Here is a 16,390-nt window from a genome sequence, read left to right on the forward strand (position 1 = left end):
GACGTTCAGAGTTGAATTTCTGACAGGTCGCCCCCACCACTGTATTTGAACCACTGACGAACCTTTCTTTCCATGCATGCAAACAGCCAGATTCGACTAACATTCAATCAGGATCGCCCGGATCAGGAACATGACGACGACGGTTCTGCAGGCATTGCTGTTCAGGAGGCCAAGCCCGCTCTGCAGGCGCCGCCGATGTACAAGGTGGTTTTGTTTAATGATGATTACACACCGATGGATTTCGTCGTCGAAGTGCTCGAGGTGTTTTTTAACCTGAACCGCGAGTTGGCGACCAAGGTAATGCTGGCCGTTCACACAGAAGGACGGGCAGTATGTGGAGTGTTTACCCGCGACATCGCCGAGACAAAGGCCATGCAGGTCAACCAGTACGCCAGGGAAAGCCAGCATCCGCTACTCTGTGAAATCGAGAAGGACGGTTAACGCCGACCACTTGGGTATGAGGTGAAGCTATGTTAAACCGCGAGCTCGAAGTCACCCTCAATCTTGCCTTCAAGGAGGCTCGTTCGAAGCGTCATGAATTCATGACCGTCGAGCACCTGCTGCTGGCACTTTTGGATAACGAAGCTGCCGCCACCGTTTTGCGTGCGTGCGGCGCCAACCTCGACAAACTCAAGCATGACCTGCAGGAGTTTATCGACTCCACTACGCCACTTATTCCCGTGCACGATGAAGACCGTGAAACCCAGCCAACCCTGGGCTTCCAGCGCGTACTTCAGCGTGCCGTATTCCATGTACAGAGCTCCGGCAAGCGAGAAGTTACAGGCGCCAACGTGCTTGTGGCGATTTTCAGCGAGCAGGAAAGCCAGGCAGTGTTCCTGCTTAAACAGCAGAGCGTTGCCCGTATCGATGTCGTCAACTACATCGCCCACGGTATCTCCAAGGTGCCCGGGCACGGCGATCATTCCGAGGGTGAGCAGGATATGCAGGACGACGAGGGCGGTGAGTCTTCTTCTTCAAGCAACCCACTGGATGCCTATGCCAGCAACCTCAACGAGCTGGCGCGCCAGGGGCGGATCGATCCGCTGGTGGGGCGTGAGCTTGAGGTTGAGCGCGTAGCGCAGATCCTCGCGCGTCGTCGTAAAAACAATCCGTTGCTGGTGGGCGAGGCGGGCGTGGGTAAAACCGCGATTGCCGAGGGCCTGGCCAAGCGCATTGTTGATAATCAGGTACCGGACTTGCTGGCCAACAGCGTCGTCTATTCTCTGGACCTGGGCGCGCTGCTCGCCGGGACCAAGTACCGTGGCGATTTCGAGAAGCGCTTCAAGGCGCTGCTCGGCGAGTTGAAAAAACGCCCGCAGGCGATCCTGTTCATCGACGAAATTCACACCATCATCGGTGCCGGTGCGGCATCCGGCGGCGTGATGGATGCGTCCAACCTGCTCAAGCCGTTGCTGTCTTCGGGTGATATCCGCTGCATCGGTTCCACCACCTTCCAGGAATTTCGCGGCATCTTCGAGAAAGACCGTGCCCTGGCGCGTCGCTTCCAGAAAGTCGATGTGTCCGAGCCTTCGGTTGAAGACACCATCGGCATCCTGCGCGGGCTGAAGGGGCGCTTCGAGGCGCACCACGGCATCGAGTACACCGATGAGGCCCTGCGTTCGGCGGCTGAGCTGGCGTCGCGCTACATCAATGACCGGCACATGCCGGACAAGGCCATCGACGTGATCGACGAGGCGGGCGCCTTCCAGCGTCTGCAACCGGTCGAGAAGCGTGTGAAGCGTATCGACGTGCCTCAGGTTGAGGACATCGTGGCGAAGATCGCGCGGATTCCGCCAAAACACGTCACCAGCTCCGACAAGGAACTGCTGCGTAACCTGGAGCGTGACCTCAAGCTGACCGTATTTGGTCAGGACGCGGCCATCGACTCGTTGTCCACGGCGATCAAACTGTCGCGTGCGGGCCTCAAGTCGCCAGACAAACCTGTCGGTTCGTTCCTGTTCGCCGGCCCGACCGGCGTGGGCAAGACCGAGGCGGCGCGCCAGTTGGCCAAGGCCATGGGCATCGAGCTGGTCCGTTTCGACATGTCCGAGTACATGGAGCGCCACACTGTGTCGCGCCTGATCGGTGCGCCTCCGGGCTATGTCGGGTTCGACCAGGGTGGCCTGTTGACCGAAGCGATCACCAAGCAGCCGCATTGCGTGCTGTTGCTCGATGAAATCGAGAAGGCTCACCCGGAAGTCTTCAACCTGCTGCTGCAGGTGATGGACCACGGTACCCTGACCGACAACAACGGGCGCAAGGCGGACTTCCGCAACGTGATCGTGATCATGACTACCAACGCCGGTGCCGAAACGGCCGCGCGGGCCTCGATCGGTTTCAGCCATCAGGATCACTCTTCCGATGCCATGGAAGTGATCAAGAAAAGCTTTACGCCGGAGTTCCGCAACCGTCTGGACACCATTATCCAGTTTGGTCGCCTCAGCCATGAGGTCATCAAAAGCGTGGTGGACAAGTTCCTCACCGAGCTTCAAGCGCAGTTGGAAGACAAGCGCGTGCAGCTGGAAGTTACGGACGCGGCGCGCAGCTGGCTGGCCGAGGGTGGTTACGACGCAGCCATGGGCGCTCGCCCAATGGCACGTCTGATCCAGGACAAGATCAAGCGGCCACTGGCCGAAGAGATCCTGTTTGGCGAGCTTTCCGACCATGGTGGCGTGGTGCATATCGACCTGAAGGACGGCGAGCTGACCTTCGAGTTCGAAACCACGGCTGAAATGGCCTGATAACTGACCGCTACAAAGCAAAAGGCGCCGAAAGGCGCCTTTTTGCTGTGTTGGAATTCGCCTGTCGGATCAAATGAAGATCACCTGTGGGAGCTGGCTTGCCTGCGATGGCGGTCTGTCAGAAAAGTATTTTGCAACTGGCACTCCACTATCGCAGGCAAGCCAGCTCCCACATGGGTCATGTGGTATCAGGTAAATCGCACACACAAAAACGCCCGGCATAACCGGGCGTTTTGTATTGACTTGCTTAGCGAGCGCGGTAAGTGATGCGCCCTTTGCTCAAGTCATAGGGCGTCAGCTCGACGCGCACTTTGTCACCGGTAAGAATACGAATGTAGTTCTTGCGCATCTTGCCGGAGATATGCGCGGTTACGACGTGCCCATTTTCCAACTCCACACGAAACATGGTGTTGGGCAGGGTGTCGACGACAGTGCCTTCCATTTCGAAGCTGTCTTCTTTCGACATGCAGTAAAGCCCTCGGTATCCAGTGAATGGCCCGGTGCAACTGCGCCAGGCAAAAGCGGCGTGCATTGTGCCCGAAAAAGGGTGTTCAAGCCAAGGGGTTCTAGTTAAGCACGACCCATCTTTGATTAATCAGCAGCTCAATGGGCCGATATTGGGTCTTGTAGTTCATCTTTTTGCAGTTTTTGATCCAGTACCCGAGGTATACCGCTTCCAGTTCCAGGCGCAATGCTTCGCCGATTTGCCACAGGATGGCGAACCGGCCCAGGCTGCGCCTTTCTTCCGCAGGTTCATAAAAGGTGTACACCGCCGAAAGGCCGTTGGGCAGCAGGTCGGTTACGGCGACGGCCACGAGGCGGCCGTCGAGGCGGAACTCATAGAACCGTGAAAACGGCAGGTCGCGCACCAGAAACGTTGAAAACTGGTCACGGCTGGGCGGAAACATATCGCCGTCGGCGTGGCGTTGTTCGATGTAGCGCTGGTAAAGGTCGAAATACTCTTCGCTGAAGTGCGGCTTGGTGGCGGTGACCGTCAGGTCGGCATTGCGCTTGAGGATGCGCTTCTGGTTACGGTCCGGCAGAAACTGCGCCACCGGGATGCGCGCCGGAACGCACGCGTTGCAGTTCTGGCAATGGGGGCGGTACAAATGATCGCCGCTGCGCCGGAACCCCATCTCCGACAGGTCGGCGTACACGTGCACGTCCATGGGCTGGCTGGGGTCGAGGAACAGCGTGGTGGCCTGCTCGTCGGGCAGATAGCTGCAAGAGTGGGCTTGAGTGGCATAAAACTTCAAGCGCGCCAGCTCGGTCATGATCAACCCTCGGATAAGCTTTGAAATAAGTGTAAGCCAGGTGCGAGCAAGTCGCCTAGGAAACCCACGGTCCAGAGCAGGGTTGATCCAGGTGGTTGTGCAAATAGTTGGCGAAATCTTCGCGCGGGATGGCCCGGGCGCCGAGGCTGTGCAAGTGATCGTTGGGCATCTGGCAGTCGATCAGCACGAAACCCCACGCCTGCAGGTGGCGGGTGAGGGTGGCGAAGCCGAATTTTGAGGCATTGTCGGCACGGCTGAACATGGATTCGCCAAAGAACAGTCGGCCCATGGCCAGGCCGTACAGGCCGCCGACGAGCTCGCCGTTGTCCCACACCTCCACCGAGTGCGCATAGCCGCGCCGGTGCAGCTCCTGATAGGCGCTTTGAATACCCTCGGTGATCCACGTACCGTCGGCGTAGGCACGAGGCGCCGCGCAGGCCTGGATGACGGCAGCGAAGTCCTGGTCGAATGTCACGGTGTAACGCTGCTGGCGCAATAATTTGCCGAGGCTGCGTGACACATGCAGCTCGTCGGGGAAAATCACTGTGCGCGGGTCGGGCGACCACCACAGAATCGGCTGGCCTTCGGAAAACCACGGAAAGCAGCCGTGGCGGTAGGCCTGGATCAGGCGTTCGGCCGACAGGTCGCCACCGGCAGCCAGCAGGCCATTGGGTTCGCGCATGGCCTTGGCCAGTGGCGGAAATGTCAGGGAATCGCGTTGCAACCAGGTCAGCATGGCATCCGGGCTTACGGTAGGGGAGGGGAGTGGCAGGGAGGTCGCCTGCCGTACTGCAGGGATTATTGTCGACACGGCGCCAGGGGGCCAGCCCGAATCGGGCCTTTGCCTGCAATAGCGTGAGCGGGTGTTTCTGCAACTCTGTGCCTGAGGTGTGGTCGTAATCGGACCCGAGCGATGCAGGCCATTTGCCAAGCTTGCCTGGATTGATAAAAACACCCCATAAGCCTTTGTCAGCAAAGACAATGCATGCTCAAATTGAACAGGCTGTGACACTTCAATTGTCTATGCTACCGGGTGAAGGGCAAGGACGTGGCATCGTCGGCGCAAACCCGTACAATGCGGGCATTGTGGCGTTATCGCCATTTCACCGATCCATCGCCCGGTGTTAAAAGTAGATTCAACGACGCTCGTTCATTTTTCAGCTGCCCGGACTGGGCGGTATTTACAGTCATTCAACAGATGGACGCGCTAAAGGCGCAGGAATAGACCCGTTTTGAAGAAATCCGCCGCAACACCCAAAGCAGCAGTCGTGCCGGCCTGGCGCCAGCACCTGCATTACCGACTCAAGGAAGGTGCGCTGATCGCAATCGGCGCACTGTGCCTGTTCCTGATGATGGCCTTGCTCACCTACGGCAAGGACGATCCGGGCTGGAGCCACAACAGCAAGATCGAAGACGTGCAGAACTTCGGCGGTCCGGCCGGTTCCTACAGCGCCGACATCCTGTTCATGGTGCTGGGCTATTTCGCCTACATCTTCCCGTTGCTGCTGGCGATCAAGACCTGGCAGATCTTCCGCCAGCGCCACGAGCCGTGGCAATGGAGCGGCTGGCTGTTTTCGTGGCGCCTGATCGGTTTGGTGTTCCTCGTACTGTCCGGCGCCGCGTTGGCCCATATCCATTTCCACGCCCCCACCGGCCTGCCGGCGGGCGCAGGCGGCGCGTTGGGCGAGAGCCTGGGCGACCTGGCGCGCAGAACCCTGAACATCCAGGGCAGCACGCTGATGTTTATCGCGTTGTTCCTGTTCGGCCTCACCGTGTTCACCGACCTGTCGTGGTTCAAGGTGATGGACGTGACCGGCAAGATCACCCTCGACCTGCTGGAACTGTTCCAGGGCGCCGCCAACCGCTGGTGGTCGGCCCGTGTCGACCGCAAGCGCATGGTGGCGCAGTTGCGCGAGGTCGACACCCGCGTCAATGAGGTCGTGGCGCCGAGCACGCCGGACCGCCGCGAGCAGGCCAAGGTCAAGGAGCGCTTGATCGAACGTGAACAGGCCCTGAGCAAGCACATGTCGGACCGCGAAAAACAGGTGCCGCCGGTGATCGCCCCTGCGCCCGCCAAGGCGCCCGAGCCGAGTGCCCGGGTGCAGAAAGAGAAACAGGCGCCGTTGTTCATCGACAGCGCCGTCGAAGGCACCTTGCCGCCGATCTCGATTCTCGACCCGGCGGAAAAGAAACAACTCAATTACTCCCCGGAATCCCTGGCTGCCGTCGGCCACCTGCTGGAAATCAAGCTCAAGGAGTTCGGTGTCGAAGTGGCGGTGGACTCGATCCATCCAGGCCCGGTGATTACCCGTTACGAAATCCAGCCGGCCGCTGGCGTCAAGGTCAGCCGCATCGCCAACCTGGCCAAAGACCTGGCGCGTTCCCTGGCCGTGACCAGCGTGCGCGTGGTGGAAGTGATTCCCGGCAAGACCACGGTGGGTATCGAAATTCCCAACGAAGACCGCCAGATCGTGCGCTTCTCCGAAGTGCTGTCGACGCCGGAATACGACAACTTCAAATCGCCGGTCACCCTGGCCCTGGGTCACGACATCGGCGGCAAGCCGGTGATTACGGACCTGGCGAAAATGCCGCACTTGCTGGTTGCCGGTACCACCGGTTCCGGTAAGTCGGTGGGTGTGAACGCGATGATCCTGTCGATCCTGTTCAAGTCCGGCCCGGAAGACGCCAAGCTGATCATGATCGACCCGAAAATGCTTGAGCTGTCGATCTACGAAGGCATTCCGCACCTGCTGTGCCCGGTGGTGACTGACATGAAGGACGCCGCCAACGCCTTGCGCTGGAGCGTCGCCGAGATGGAGCGTCGCTACAAGCTGATGGCGAAGATGGGCGTGCGTAACCTGTCGGGCTTCAATGCCAAGATCAAGGAAGCCCACGACCGCGGCGAGACCATTGATGATCCGTTGTACAAGCGCGAAAGCATTCACGATGAAGCGCCGAAGCTGACCAAGCTGCCGACCATCGTGGTGGTGGTCGACGAATTCGCCGACATGATGATGATCGTCGGCAAGAAGGTTGAGGAACTGATCGCGCGTATCGCCCAGAAGGCGCGGGCGGCAGGTATTCACTTGATCCTGGCGACCCAGCGGCCGTCGGTGGACGTGATCACCGGTCTGATCAAGGCCAACATCCCGACGCGCATGGCGTTCCAGGTGTCGAGCAAGATCGACTCGCGGACCATCATCGACCAGGGTGGCGCCGAACAACTGCTGGGCCACGGTGACATGCTTTACATGCCGCCCGGCACCAGCCTGCCGATCCGGGTTCACGGTGCGTTTGTGTCCGACGATGAAGTGCACCGTGTGGTGGAAGCCTGGAAACTGCGTGGCGCACCTGAATACAACGACGACATCCTCAACGGCGTCGAAGAAGCCGGCAGCGGCTTTGAAAATGGCGGCGGCGGCGGTGAAGACGATGCCGAAACCGACGCACTCTACGACGAGGCCGTGGCCTTCGTGCTGGAAAGCCGCCGCGCGTCCATTTCCGCCGTGCAGCGCAAGCTGAAAATCGGCTACAACCGCGCCGCCCGCATGATCGAAGCCATGGAAATGGCGGGCGTCGTGACCGCAATGAACACCAACGGCTCGCGTGAAGTCATCGCCCCCGGGCAGATGCGCGACTGACCCCGCGCCGCGTGGCAACACGCGGCTCGCTCTGACTACTCAATGAGGATTCCCATGCGTCTTATCCGCATGCTGTTGTTGCCGGCACTGGCCCTGACCGCTGTTTCGGCGCACGCCGACCCGGCCTCCGTTGCCAGCCTGACCAACCTGCTGGACAAATCCAAGACCCTGACCGCGCGCTTCTCCCAGCTGACTCTGGACGCCGGCGGTACCCAGCTGCAGCAAACCGAAGGCGAAATGGCCGTACAGCGCCCGGGCCTGTTCTACTGGCACACCGAAGGCAAGTCCGAGCAGACCATCGTTTCCGACGGCCAGAAAGTCACCCTGTGGGACCCGGACCTCGAACAGGCGACCATCAAGAAGCTCGACCCGCGCCTGAACCAGACGCCGGCGCTGCTGTTGTCGGGTGATGTGTCGAAGATCAACGACAGCTTCGAGATCACCTCAAAGCAAACCAGCAACGTCATCGAGTTCACGCTCAAGCCCAAATCCAAGGACACGCTGTTCGACACCCTGAACCTGTCTTTTGGCAACGGCGTTATCAACAACATGCGGCTGATCGACAGCGTCGGCCAGCGCACCGACATCCTGTTCTCCGGGGTCAAGGCCAACGAGCCGGTGCCGGCGTCCAAGTTCAAGTTCGACATCCCCAAGGGTGCCGACGTGATCCAGGAATAAACTGTTTAGAGGTTTCAAACGCTGCCCATGGACCTGTTTCGAAGTGACCCGATTGCTCAACCCCTGGCCGCGCGTTTGCGTTCGACCAATCTGGATGAGTACGTCGGCCAGGAACACCTGCTCGCTCGCGGCAAGCCGTTGCGCGAAGCCCTGGAGCAGGGTGCGCTGCACTCGATGATTTTCTGGGGGCCGCCGGGCGTGGGTAAAACCACCCTGGCGCGGCTGCTGGCGAAAGTCTCGGATGCACACTTTGAAACGGTTTCGGCGGTACTGGCGGGGGTCAAGGAGATTCGTCAGGCCGTTGAGGTTGCCAAGCAGCAGGCCGGACAATACGGCAAGCGCACCATCCTGTTTGTCGACGAAGTGCATCGCTTCAACAAGTCGCAACAGGATGCGTTTTTGCCGTACGTGGAAGACGGCACGCTGATTTTTATCGGCGCCACCACCGAAAACCCTTCTTTCGAACTCAACAACGCGTTGCTGTCGCGGGCGCGGGTCTATGTGCTCAAAAGCCTCGATGAGGCGGCGATGCGCAAGCTGTTGCATCGCGCGTTGAGCGAAGACAAGGGCTTGGGCAAACGCCAACTGAGCCTCAGTGATGAAGGCTTCAAGATTCTGATGAGCGCCGCCGACGGTGACGGGCGCCGCTTTCTCAACTTGCTGGAAAATGCCTCCGACCTGGCCGAGGACGGTGGCGAGATTGGCGTCGACCTGCTGCAAAGCCTGCTCGGCGATACACGCCGGCGCTTCGACAAGGGCGGCGAGGCCTTCTACGACCAGATATCCGCGCTGCACAAGTCCGTGCGCGGTTCCAACCCCGATGGTGCGCTGTACTGGTTTGCACGGATGATCGACGGCGGCTGCGACCCGCTGTACCTGGCGCGCCGCGTGGTGCGCATGGCCAGCGAAGACATCGGCAACGCCGACCCGCGCGCCCTGAGCCTGTGCCTCGCCGCGTGGGAAGTGCAGGAGCGCCTCGGCAGCCCGGAAGGCGAGCTGGCGGTGGCGCAAGCCATCACTTACCTGGCCTGCGCGCCGAAAAGCAACGCGGTGTACATGGGCTTCAAATCCGCCCTGCGCGCGGCCGCCGAATACGGCTCCCTCGAAGTGCCGCTGCACCTGCGCAACGCGCCGACCAAATTGATGAAGCAATTGGGCTACGGCGACGAATACCGCTACGCTCACGATGAGCCGGACGCCTACGCCGCTGGCGAGGATTACTTTCCCGATGACCTTGAGCCGCAGCCGTTCTACCAGCCCGTGCCCCGTGGCCTGGAGCTGAAAATCGGTGAAAAGCTCAACCATCTGGCGCAACTTGACCGACTCAGCCCGAAACAGCGGAGAAAGTAGTGCTCAAGACGATTCTTGCCGTGTCCGCAGCGGGCATCGCTGGTACATTATTGCGTTTCGCCGCCGGTACCTGGGTCAGCGCCCATTGGCCGAAGCATTTTTATGCCGCGACCCTGGCGGTCAACCTGGTGGGCTGCCTGATCATCGGTGTGCTGTACGGCTGGTTCCTGTTGCGCCCGGAAGTGCCGATTGAAATTCGCGCCGGCTTGATTGTCGGTTTTGTAGGCGGTCTGACGACCTTTTCATCCTTTTCACTGGATACGCTGCGCCTGCTGGAAAGCGGGCAGGCCCTGACAGCCTTCGGCTACCTGGGCATCAGCGTGTTCGGCGGGCTGCTCGCCACCTGGGCCGGCCTGTCCCTGACCAAACTTTGATAAACGAGAGACCGACATGCTCGATTCCAAACTGTTACGTAGCAACCTTCAGGACGTAGCGGACCGCCTGGCTTCCCGTGGCTTTGCCCTGGATGTCGCGCGCATCGAAGCGCTGGAAGAACAGCGCAAGACCGTCCAGACCCGCACCGAAGCACTGCAGGCTGAACGCAATGCCCGTTCCAAATCCATCGGTCAGGCCAAGCAGCGCGGCGAAGACATCGCGCCGTTGATGGCCGACGTTGAGCGCATGGGCACCGAGCTGTCAGACGGCAAATTCGAGCTGGACAAGATCCAGACCGAGCTGGACTCGATCCTGCTGGGCATCCCCAACATCCCTCACGAATCCGTGCCGATTGGCGCAGACGAAGACGGCAACGTCGAAGTGCGTCGCTGGGGCACGCCAACCGCCTTTGATTTCGAGATCAAGGACCACGTTGCCCTGGGCGAATTGACCGGCGGCCTGGATTTCGAAACCGCCGCCAAAATGTCCGGCGCGCGCTTTGCCTTGCTGCGCGGTCCGATCGCGCGCATGCACCGCGCCCTGGCGCAGTTCATGATCAACCTGCACACCGGCGAGCACGGTTACGAAGAGGCTTACACCCCCTATCTGGTGCAGGCTCCGGCGCTGATGGGCACCAGCCAGCTGCCGAAATTCGAAGAAGATCTGTTCAAGATCAGCCGCGACGGCGAAGCCGACCTGTACCTGATCCCGACCGCCGAAGTGTCGCTGACCAACATCGTGGCCGGCGAGATCCTCGACGCCAAGGAACTGCCGATCAAGTTCGTGGCCCACAGCCCATGCTTTCGCAGTGAAGCCGGTGCGTCGGGGCGTGACACCCGCGGCATGATCCGCCAGCACCAGTTCGACAAGGTCGAGATGGTGCAGGTGGTCGAGCCGTCGACTTCCATGGAAGCGCTGGAAGGCCTGACCGCCAACGCCGAGCGCGTTCTGCAACTGTTGGAGCTGCCGTACCGCGTATTGGCGCTGTGCACCGGCGACATGGGTTTCAGCGCAGTGAAAACCTACGATCTGGAAGTGTGGGTGCCGAGCCAGGACAAATACCGCGAGATTTCGTCGTGCTCCAACTGCGGTGATTTCCAGGCCCGTCGCATGCAGGCGCGTTTCCGCAACCCGGAAACCGGCAAGCCGGAACTGGTGCACACCCTCAACGGTTCGGGCCTGGCCGTAGGCCGTACCCTGGTGGCCGTGCTGGAAAACTATCAGCAGGCGGACGGTTCGATCCGTGTACCGAAAGTGCTCAAGCCGTACATGGCGGGCGTTGAGGTCATCCGCTAAATGGAATTTCTGCCGCTGTTTCATAACCTGCGCGGCAGTCGTGTGTTGGTCGTCGGTGGCGGGGAGATTGCCTTGCGCAAATCCCGGCTCCTGGCCGATGCCGGTGCGTTGCTGCGGGTGGTTGCTCCCCAGATCGAAGACCAGTTGCGTGAACTGGTACTGGGCAGTGGCGGGGAACTGATTTTGCGCGGTTATCAGGAGGCCGACCTTGACGGTTGCACCCTGATCATCGCGGCCACCGACGACGAGTCACTGAACGCGCAAGTGTCCAGTGATGCCAAGCGCCGTTGCGTGCCGGTTAACGTGGTGGATGCGCCAGCCTTGTGCAGCGTGATCTTCCCGGCGATTGTCGACCGTTCGCCCCTGGTGATTGCAGTGTCCAGCGGCGGCGATGCGCCGGTGCTGGCGCGCTTGATCCGCGCCAAGCTGGAAACCTGGATTCCGTCCACTTACGGCCAACTGGCGGGGTTGGCGGCGCGTTTTCGTGCCCAGGTCAAAAGTTTGTACCCGGATGTGCAGCAACGCCGTGCGTTCTGGGAAGACGTGTTTCAAGGCCCGATTGCCGACCGCCAGTTGGCCGGGCAGGGCGCCGAGGCTGAGCGCCTGCTGGTCGAAAAGGTCAACGGCGCGCCACCCTATGCACCGGGTGAGGTTTACCTGGTTGGCGCAGGGCCAGGTGACCCGGACCTGCTGACGTTCCGCGCACTGCGCCTGATGCAACAGGCCGATGTGGTGCTGTATGACCGCCTCGTGGCCCCGGCTATTCTGGAGTTGTGCCGTCGCGACGCCGAGCGCGTGTACGTCGGCAAACGCCGCGCCGATCACGCGGTGCCGCAAGACCAGATCAACCAGCAACTGGTAGACCTGGCCAAACAAGGCAAGCGCGTGTTGCGCCTCAAGGGCGGCGACCCGTTCATCTTCGGGCGCGGGGGTGAAGAGATCGAGGAACTGGCGGCCCATGGCATTCCGTTCCAGGTGGTGCCGGGCATTACAGCGGCCAGCGGCTGCGCGGCGTATGCGGGGATTCCGCTGACCCACCGTGACTACGCGCAATCGGTGCGGTTTATCACCGGCCATTTGAAGGACGGCACCTCGGACCTGCCCTGGCATGACCTGGTGGGCCCTTCGCAGACGCTGGTGTTCTACATGGGCCTGATCGGTTTGCCGATTATCTGTGAACAACTGATCCGGCATGGCCGCGCCGCCGATACCCCGGCGGCGCTGATTCAGCAGGGAACGACCTCCAACCAGCGCGTGTTCACAGGCACCCTGGCGGACTTGCCGCGCCTGGTGGCGGAGCATGAAGTGCATGCGCCGACCCTGGTGATCGTCGGCGAAGTGGTGGTGTTGCGCGAGAAGCTCAAGTGGTTTGAGGGCGCGCAGTCTGAGGTTTAAGCCTCAAAAGCATCGCGGGCAAGCCCGCTCCCACAGTGGAATGCATTCCAACCTGTGGGAGCGGGCTTGCCCGCGATGGCGTCTTCAAAGCTAACTCATGATGTGGATAAATCCCGGATACCTTTTCCACTCAATCGCGCTCTATCATGTCCGGCATCAAACCCCTGCCAGGGCCCCTTGGGCACAATCCCGGTTGGATTGATCGTGCGGTGGCTCCCGTAGTAATGCCCCTTGATATGCGCAAAATCCACCGTCTCGGCCACGCCCGGCCACTGATACAACTCCCGTAGCCAATTCGACAAATTCGGATAATCCGCAATCCTGCGCAGGTTGCATTTGAAGTGGCTGTAATACACCGCATCAAAACGAATCAGCGTGGTGAACAGGCGCACGTCGGCTTCGGTCAGGTATTCACCGGCGAGGTACCGATGTTTGCCCAAATGCTGTTCCAGGTGATCCAGCTCGGCAAACACGTCATCAAACGCACTGTCATAGGCCTGCTGCGACGTAGCGAAGCCTGCGCGGTATACGCCGTTGTTCACGGCGGGGTAAATGCGCGCGTTCAAGGCGTCGATGGTCGGGCGCAGTGTTTCGGGGTAGAAATCCAGCGTGTTGCCGGTCAGCCCGTTAAACGCACTGTTGAACATACGGATGATCTCCGCCGACTCATTGCTCACAATGCGCTTGAGCTGTTTGTCCCACAGCACCGGCACGGTAACGCGCCCGGTGTAGTCGGCCGTGTCGGCGGTGTAGCGCTGGTGCATGAAGTCGAAATGATCCAGCGCATCGCCGGTCGAGCCGTGGGCCTTGTCGAAGGTCCAGCCGTTTTCCAGCATCAGCCAGCTGACGACGGACACGTCGATCAGGCCTTCCAGGCCTTTGAGTTTGCGCAGGATCAGGGTGCGGTGGGCCCAAGGGCACGCAAGGGATACATAAAGATGATAGCGGCCGGCCTCGGCCTTGAAGCCGCCTTCGCCGCTCGGGCCGGGAGCACCATCGGCGGTGACCCAGTGGCGGCGCTGTGCCTGTTCGCGCTGGAATGCGCCATCTGCGCTACTTTCGTACCACTGGTCTTTCCAGTGTCCTTCGATCAGCAAACCCATGACTGGCTCCTCGGCTAATAAGCGTTGGAGCCCAGTCTAAAGGGATGAGTTCGAACTAAAAGCGCAAAGACCGGGGCTCAATCATCGATTAAATCGATTTGTCCCGCGCGTCCCAGTATTGCTGGGCCACTGCAAATGCCTGTTCCCGTGAATGACCGAGGCCGCGCAAGGCCAGTGCCATGGTGGCGATCAGCGCGAGCTGCGGGTAGCTGTCTTCGACCTCCCCACGCCATAGCGCCTTCAAATGTTCCGGCTCCAGGCTGGCCGGCTTGACGTGGCGCTGGGCGGAGAGGGCGGGCCATTCTTCGTCCCAGCTCTGGCCGCCGGTGGTGCCGTACAGGTGGCTGGCGGAGTCGGGGTTGATCTCGATTTCGCCGCCGTCGCCCTTTACCACAATCACGTTGTCGCCGAGCAGGCCGCTGGCATCGCGGTGCACGCCCTGATAGCCCGGATGGAAAATGCTTTGCAGGCCGAGGCGCGCGTTCAATGGGTTGAGCAGCCGCGCGAGCGAGTGAATCGGTGAACGCAGCCCCAGCGTGTTGCGCAGATCAATCATGCGTTGCAGCTGGGGCGCCCAGTCACCCAGCGGGATAAACGCCAGGTTGCCCTGTGCATAGGCAGCTTCGACGTGCTGCCAATTGCGACACAACGGGATCTGCAGGCCTTCCAGCAGTTGCTCGGTGTACAGCCGCCCGGCCGTGTGCGCGCCGCCGCCGTGCATCAGAATGCGCACGCCGTTTTGCGCCAGGCACTTGGCGGCTAGCAGGTACCACGGCAGGTGGCGCTTCTTGCCGGCGTAGGTCGGCCAATCGACATCCACGTTCAGCGCCGGGGCATTCAGGCGCTCGCGCACGGCCTCGGTGAAGCCGGCGAGTTCTTCCGGGCTTTCCTCCTTGTGGCGCAGCAGCATCAGGAACGCGCCGAGCTGGGTGTCTTCGACCTTTTCGTCGAGCAACATGCCCATGGCATCGCGGGCTTCCTCGCGGGTGAGGTTGCGCGCGCCGCGCTTGCCTTTGCCCAGGATGCGCACGAACTGTGCAAACGGGTGCTCGGCGGGGGTTTCGAGGGTCAGCGGGGCAAAGTCGGTCATAAGCAATTCGTCGGCCTGGGCAGGCCCGCCAGCTTGGCGGCGAGTTTGGCGGGAGTGCCGTTGAACAGTTTGTTGAGGTGCAGGCTGTTGCCCTTTTCCGGGCCCAGCTTCAAGGCGGTGTACTTGATCAGCGGGCGGGTGGCCGGCGACAGTTGGAATTCGGCGTAGAACTGGCGGAGCAGTTCGAGGATTTCCCAGTGATCGGCGGTCAGTTCCAGGGGCACGGCCGCCGCCAGGGCGTCCGCAACCTCGGCCGACCATTGGTCCAGGTCAACCAGGTAACCGTCCTTGTCCAGCTCGAGGGTGCATGCGCCTACGGTCAGGGTGTTCATAGCCAGCTGTTGACCTTGTCGTAGTCGAGTGATAGCTGCACAAAACCGGCATAGTCCACGCTGTCGGCCCAGTCCGGCAGGCAGATGCTGCGCGCCTGCAGGTCTTCGGCCAGTACGAAGACTTTTACCCCTTTGGTTTGCAGGGCCGGGTTGTGCAGCCCGTAGGCGCCATCGCCGCACAGCAGAATGGCGTCATTGACGCCACACACACGCAGGCAGCTGGCGAAGCGGCTGTCGGTAAACGGGGAGTGGGACACCACATGTAAAGTCGACATCAGAGGGTCACCACCTGGTCGTAACGGTCAATCAGCGTGGCGATGTCTTCGCTGTTCAGCGGTTGGGCACTGGTCGGCGCCACCAGCCCGCGTTCGTCGAGGCTGTGGCGGCAGGCGAATACGTCTTCGACGCCAAACAGTTCCAGCGCCTGCAGGTTGGCGCTGAGGTCTTTTTGCTGCAAGGCTTTGGGCGCCTGGTTGGCGGCGAGCTGAAACACGCCGTCATCCATAAACAGCAAACCGATCGGCAGGTCAAACGCGCCACCGGCCAACACGATATCCAGCGCTTCCCGCGCGCCCGGCCCGGACCACGGCGCCTGGCGGCTGATGATTAACAGGGATTTGGCCATGTCACGGCCCTCCAAAGCAGATCAGGCGGTCGGCGGCCTGCACGGCATCGTGCAACTGCCCCAAACCCGATAACGCCCACGGCGCGCTCAGGTTGACCGCACTGCGCTGATAGCGTGTAGCTTCTTCGTTGTTGAGCACGCCACGGCGCAAGGCGGCGGCGATACACACCACGCCGTCGAGCTGGTGCGCGCTGACCCATTCGCGCCATTGGCGGGCGGTGTCCTGCTCGTCCTGGGGCGTCACGAGGTTATCGGCGGCGTTGTACACACCGTCCTGATAGAAAAACAGCCGCACAATTTCATGCCCGCCGGCCAATGCCGCCTGGGCAAACAGCAGGGCACGGCGCGAGGAGGGCGCGTGGGCGGCGGAAAACACTGCAATCGCAAACTTCATGGAACACTCTGCAAGCAAACCTGGGCCAATGATAAAGCCGCCGCCGCGAAAAAGCCCGCCGTGATCAAAACGGTCAGTGCCGGTGACCGTTCCGGC

General features: G+C 61.0%; 17 protein-coding genes. 8 read left to right on the top strand and 9 right to left on the bottom strand.

Translation table 11 applies throughout. The features are described 5' to 3' along the window. Window positions 1-72 precede the first annotated feature (72 nt). Together clpS and clpA are read left to right on the top strand one after the other, a co-directional pair. Window positions 73-441, top strand: coding sequence for an ATP-dependent Clp protease adapter ClpS (clpS, locus tag ATI14_RS19405; RefSeq protein ID WP_005789091.1), 369 nt, complete (start codon window positions 73-75; stop codon window positions 439-441). 29 nt (window positions 442-470) lie between these two features. Continuing rightward, a complete protein-coding gene (clpA, locus tag ATI14_RS19410; protein ID WP_016969260.1) occupies window positions 471-2,741 on the top strand; it encodes an ATP-dependent Clp protease ATP-binding subunit ClpA in 2,271 nt (756 codons plus the stop codon). A 247-nt stretch (window positions 2,742-2,988) separates the two neighbouring features. Here the strand turns inward: clpA and infA are convergent, their stop codons facing one another. The 3 genes from infA to aat form a co-directional block, all read right to left on the bottom strand. Continuing rightward, window positions 2,989-3,207 (bottom strand): translation initiation factor IF-1, encoded by a 219-nt coding sequence (gene infA / locus ATI14_RS19415; RefSeq protein WP_002553999.1) that lies wholly within the window; start codon window positions 3,205-3,207, stop codon window positions 2,989-2,991. A 100-nt stretch (window positions 3,208-3,307) separates the two neighbouring features. Next, window positions 3,308-4,015 (bottom strand): arginyltransferase, encoded by a 708-nt coding sequence (locus tag ATI14_RS19420; protein WP_016969261.1) that lies wholly within the window; start codon window positions 4,013-4,015, stop codon window positions 3,308-3,310. 55 nt (window positions 4,016-4,070) lie between these two features. After that, window positions 4,071-4,751, bottom strand: coding sequence for a leucyl/phenylalanyl-tRNA--protein transferase (gene aat, locus ATI14_RS19425; protein ID WP_016969262.1), 681 nt, complete (start codon window positions 4,749-4,751; stop codon window positions 4,071-4,073). Between the two features lie 496 nt (window positions 4,752-5,247). On the opposite strand from aat, the gene ATI14_RS19430 reads away from it, so the two are divergent. The 6 genes from ATI14_RS19430 to cysG are packed head-to-tail and all read left to right on the top strand — an operon-like array spanning window position 5,248 to window position 12,750. Next, window positions 5,248-7,656: a DNA translocase FtsK gene (locus tag ATI14_RS19430; RefSeq protein ID WP_016969263.1), complete on the top strand. Its 2,409-nt coding sequence runs from the start codon at window positions 5,248-5,250 to the stop codon at window positions 7,654-7,656. A 54-nt stretch (window positions 7,657-7,710) separates the two neighbouring features. Further along, window positions 7,711-8,334 carry an outer membrane lipoprotein periplasmic chaperone LolA gene (gene lolA, locus ATI14_RS19435; protein ID WP_016969264.1) on the top strand — a complete coding sequence of 208 codons (624 nt, stop codon included), beginning with the start codon at window positions 7,711-7,713 and terminating at the stop codon, window positions 8,332-8,334. A gap of 27 nt (window positions 8,335-8,361) precedes the next feature. Next, the gene (locus tag ATI14_RS19440) at window positions 8,362-9,684 is read left to right on the top strand and encodes a replication-associated recombination protein A (RefSeq protein ID WP_016969265.1); all 1,323 of its coding nucleotides are present in this window, start codon (window positions 8,362-8,364) and stop codon (window positions 9,682-9,684) included. Next, on the top strand, window positions 9,684-10,058 hold the full coding sequence (gene crcB / locus ATI14_RS19445) for a fluoride efflux transporter CrcB (RefSeq protein ID WP_016969266.1): 375 nt from the start codon (window positions 9,684-9,686) through the stop codon (window positions 10,056-10,058). Before ATI14_RS19440 ends, crcB begins: the two co-directional genes overlap by 1 nt. A gap of 16 nt (window positions 10,059-10,074) precedes the next feature. Then, window positions 10,075-11,355, top strand: a complete 1,281-nt coding sequence (gene serS, locus ATI14_RS19450) for a serine--tRNA ligase (RefSeq protein ID WP_080519830.1) — start codon at window positions 10,075-10,077, stop codon at window positions 11,353-11,355. Continuing rightward, window positions 11,356-12,750: a siroheme synthase CysG gene (gene cysG, locus ATI14_RS19455; protein WP_016969268.1), complete on the top strand. Its 1,395-nt coding sequence runs from the start codon at window positions 11,356-11,358 to the stop codon at window positions 12,748-12,750. It begins immediately after the preceding gene. Window positions 12,751-12,845: 95 nt separating this feature from the next. Here the strand turns inward: cysG and ATI14_RS19460 are convergent, their stop codons facing one another. The 6 genes from ATI14_RS19460 to tusD form a co-directional block, all read right to left on the bottom strand. Then, on the bottom strand, window positions 12,846-13,853 hold the full coding sequence (locus tag ATI14_RS19460) for a glutathione S-transferase family protein (RefSeq protein WP_017256465.1): 1,008 nt from the start codon (window positions 13,851-13,853) through the stop codon (window positions 12,846-12,848). Between the two features lie 88 nt (window positions 13,854-13,941). Then, a complete protein-coding gene (locus ATI14_RS19465) occupies window positions 13,942-14,943 on the bottom strand; it encodes a glycosyl transferase family protein (RefSeq protein WP_016969271.1) in 1,002 nt (333 codons plus the stop codon). Continuing rightward, complete coding sequence (locus ATI14_RS19470; protein ID WP_016969272.1) at window positions 14,940-15,275, bottom strand: TusE/DsrC/DsvC family sulfur relay protein; 336 nt, start codon at window positions 15,273-15,275, stop codon at window positions 14,940-14,942. The genes ATI14_RS19465 and ATI14_RS19470 overlap by 4 nt, the downstream gene beginning before the upstream one ends. Then, complete coding sequence (tusB, locus tag ATI14_RS19475; RefSeq protein ID WP_016969273.1) at window positions 15,272-15,550, bottom strand: sulfurtransferase complex subunit TusB; 279 nt, start codon at window positions 15,548-15,550, stop codon at window positions 15,272-15,274. Before tusB ends, ATI14_RS19470 begins: the two co-directional genes overlap by 4 nt. After that, window positions 15,550-15,900: a sulfurtransferase complex subunit TusC gene (gene tusC, locus ATI14_RS19480; RefSeq protein ID WP_016969274.1), complete on the bottom strand. Its 351-nt coding sequence runs from the start codon at window positions 15,898-15,900 to the stop codon at window positions 15,550-15,552. Before tusC ends, tusB begins: the two co-directional genes overlap by 1 nt. 1 nt (window position 15,901) lies before the next feature. Next, complete coding sequence (tusD, locus tag ATI14_RS19485; protein WP_016969275.1) at window positions 15,902-16,294, bottom strand: sulfurtransferase complex subunit TusD; 393 nt, start codon at window positions 16,292-16,294, stop codon at window positions 15,902-15,904. Window positions 16,295-16,390 lie beyond the last annotated feature (96 nt).

Origin of the sequence: Pseudomonas tolaasii NCPPB 2192 (assembly GCF_002813445.1) — a bacterium.
Classification (GTDB): domain Bacteria; phylum Pseudomonadota; class Gammaproteobacteria; order Pseudomonadales; family Pseudomonadaceae; genus Aquipseudomonas; species Aquipseudomonas tolaasii.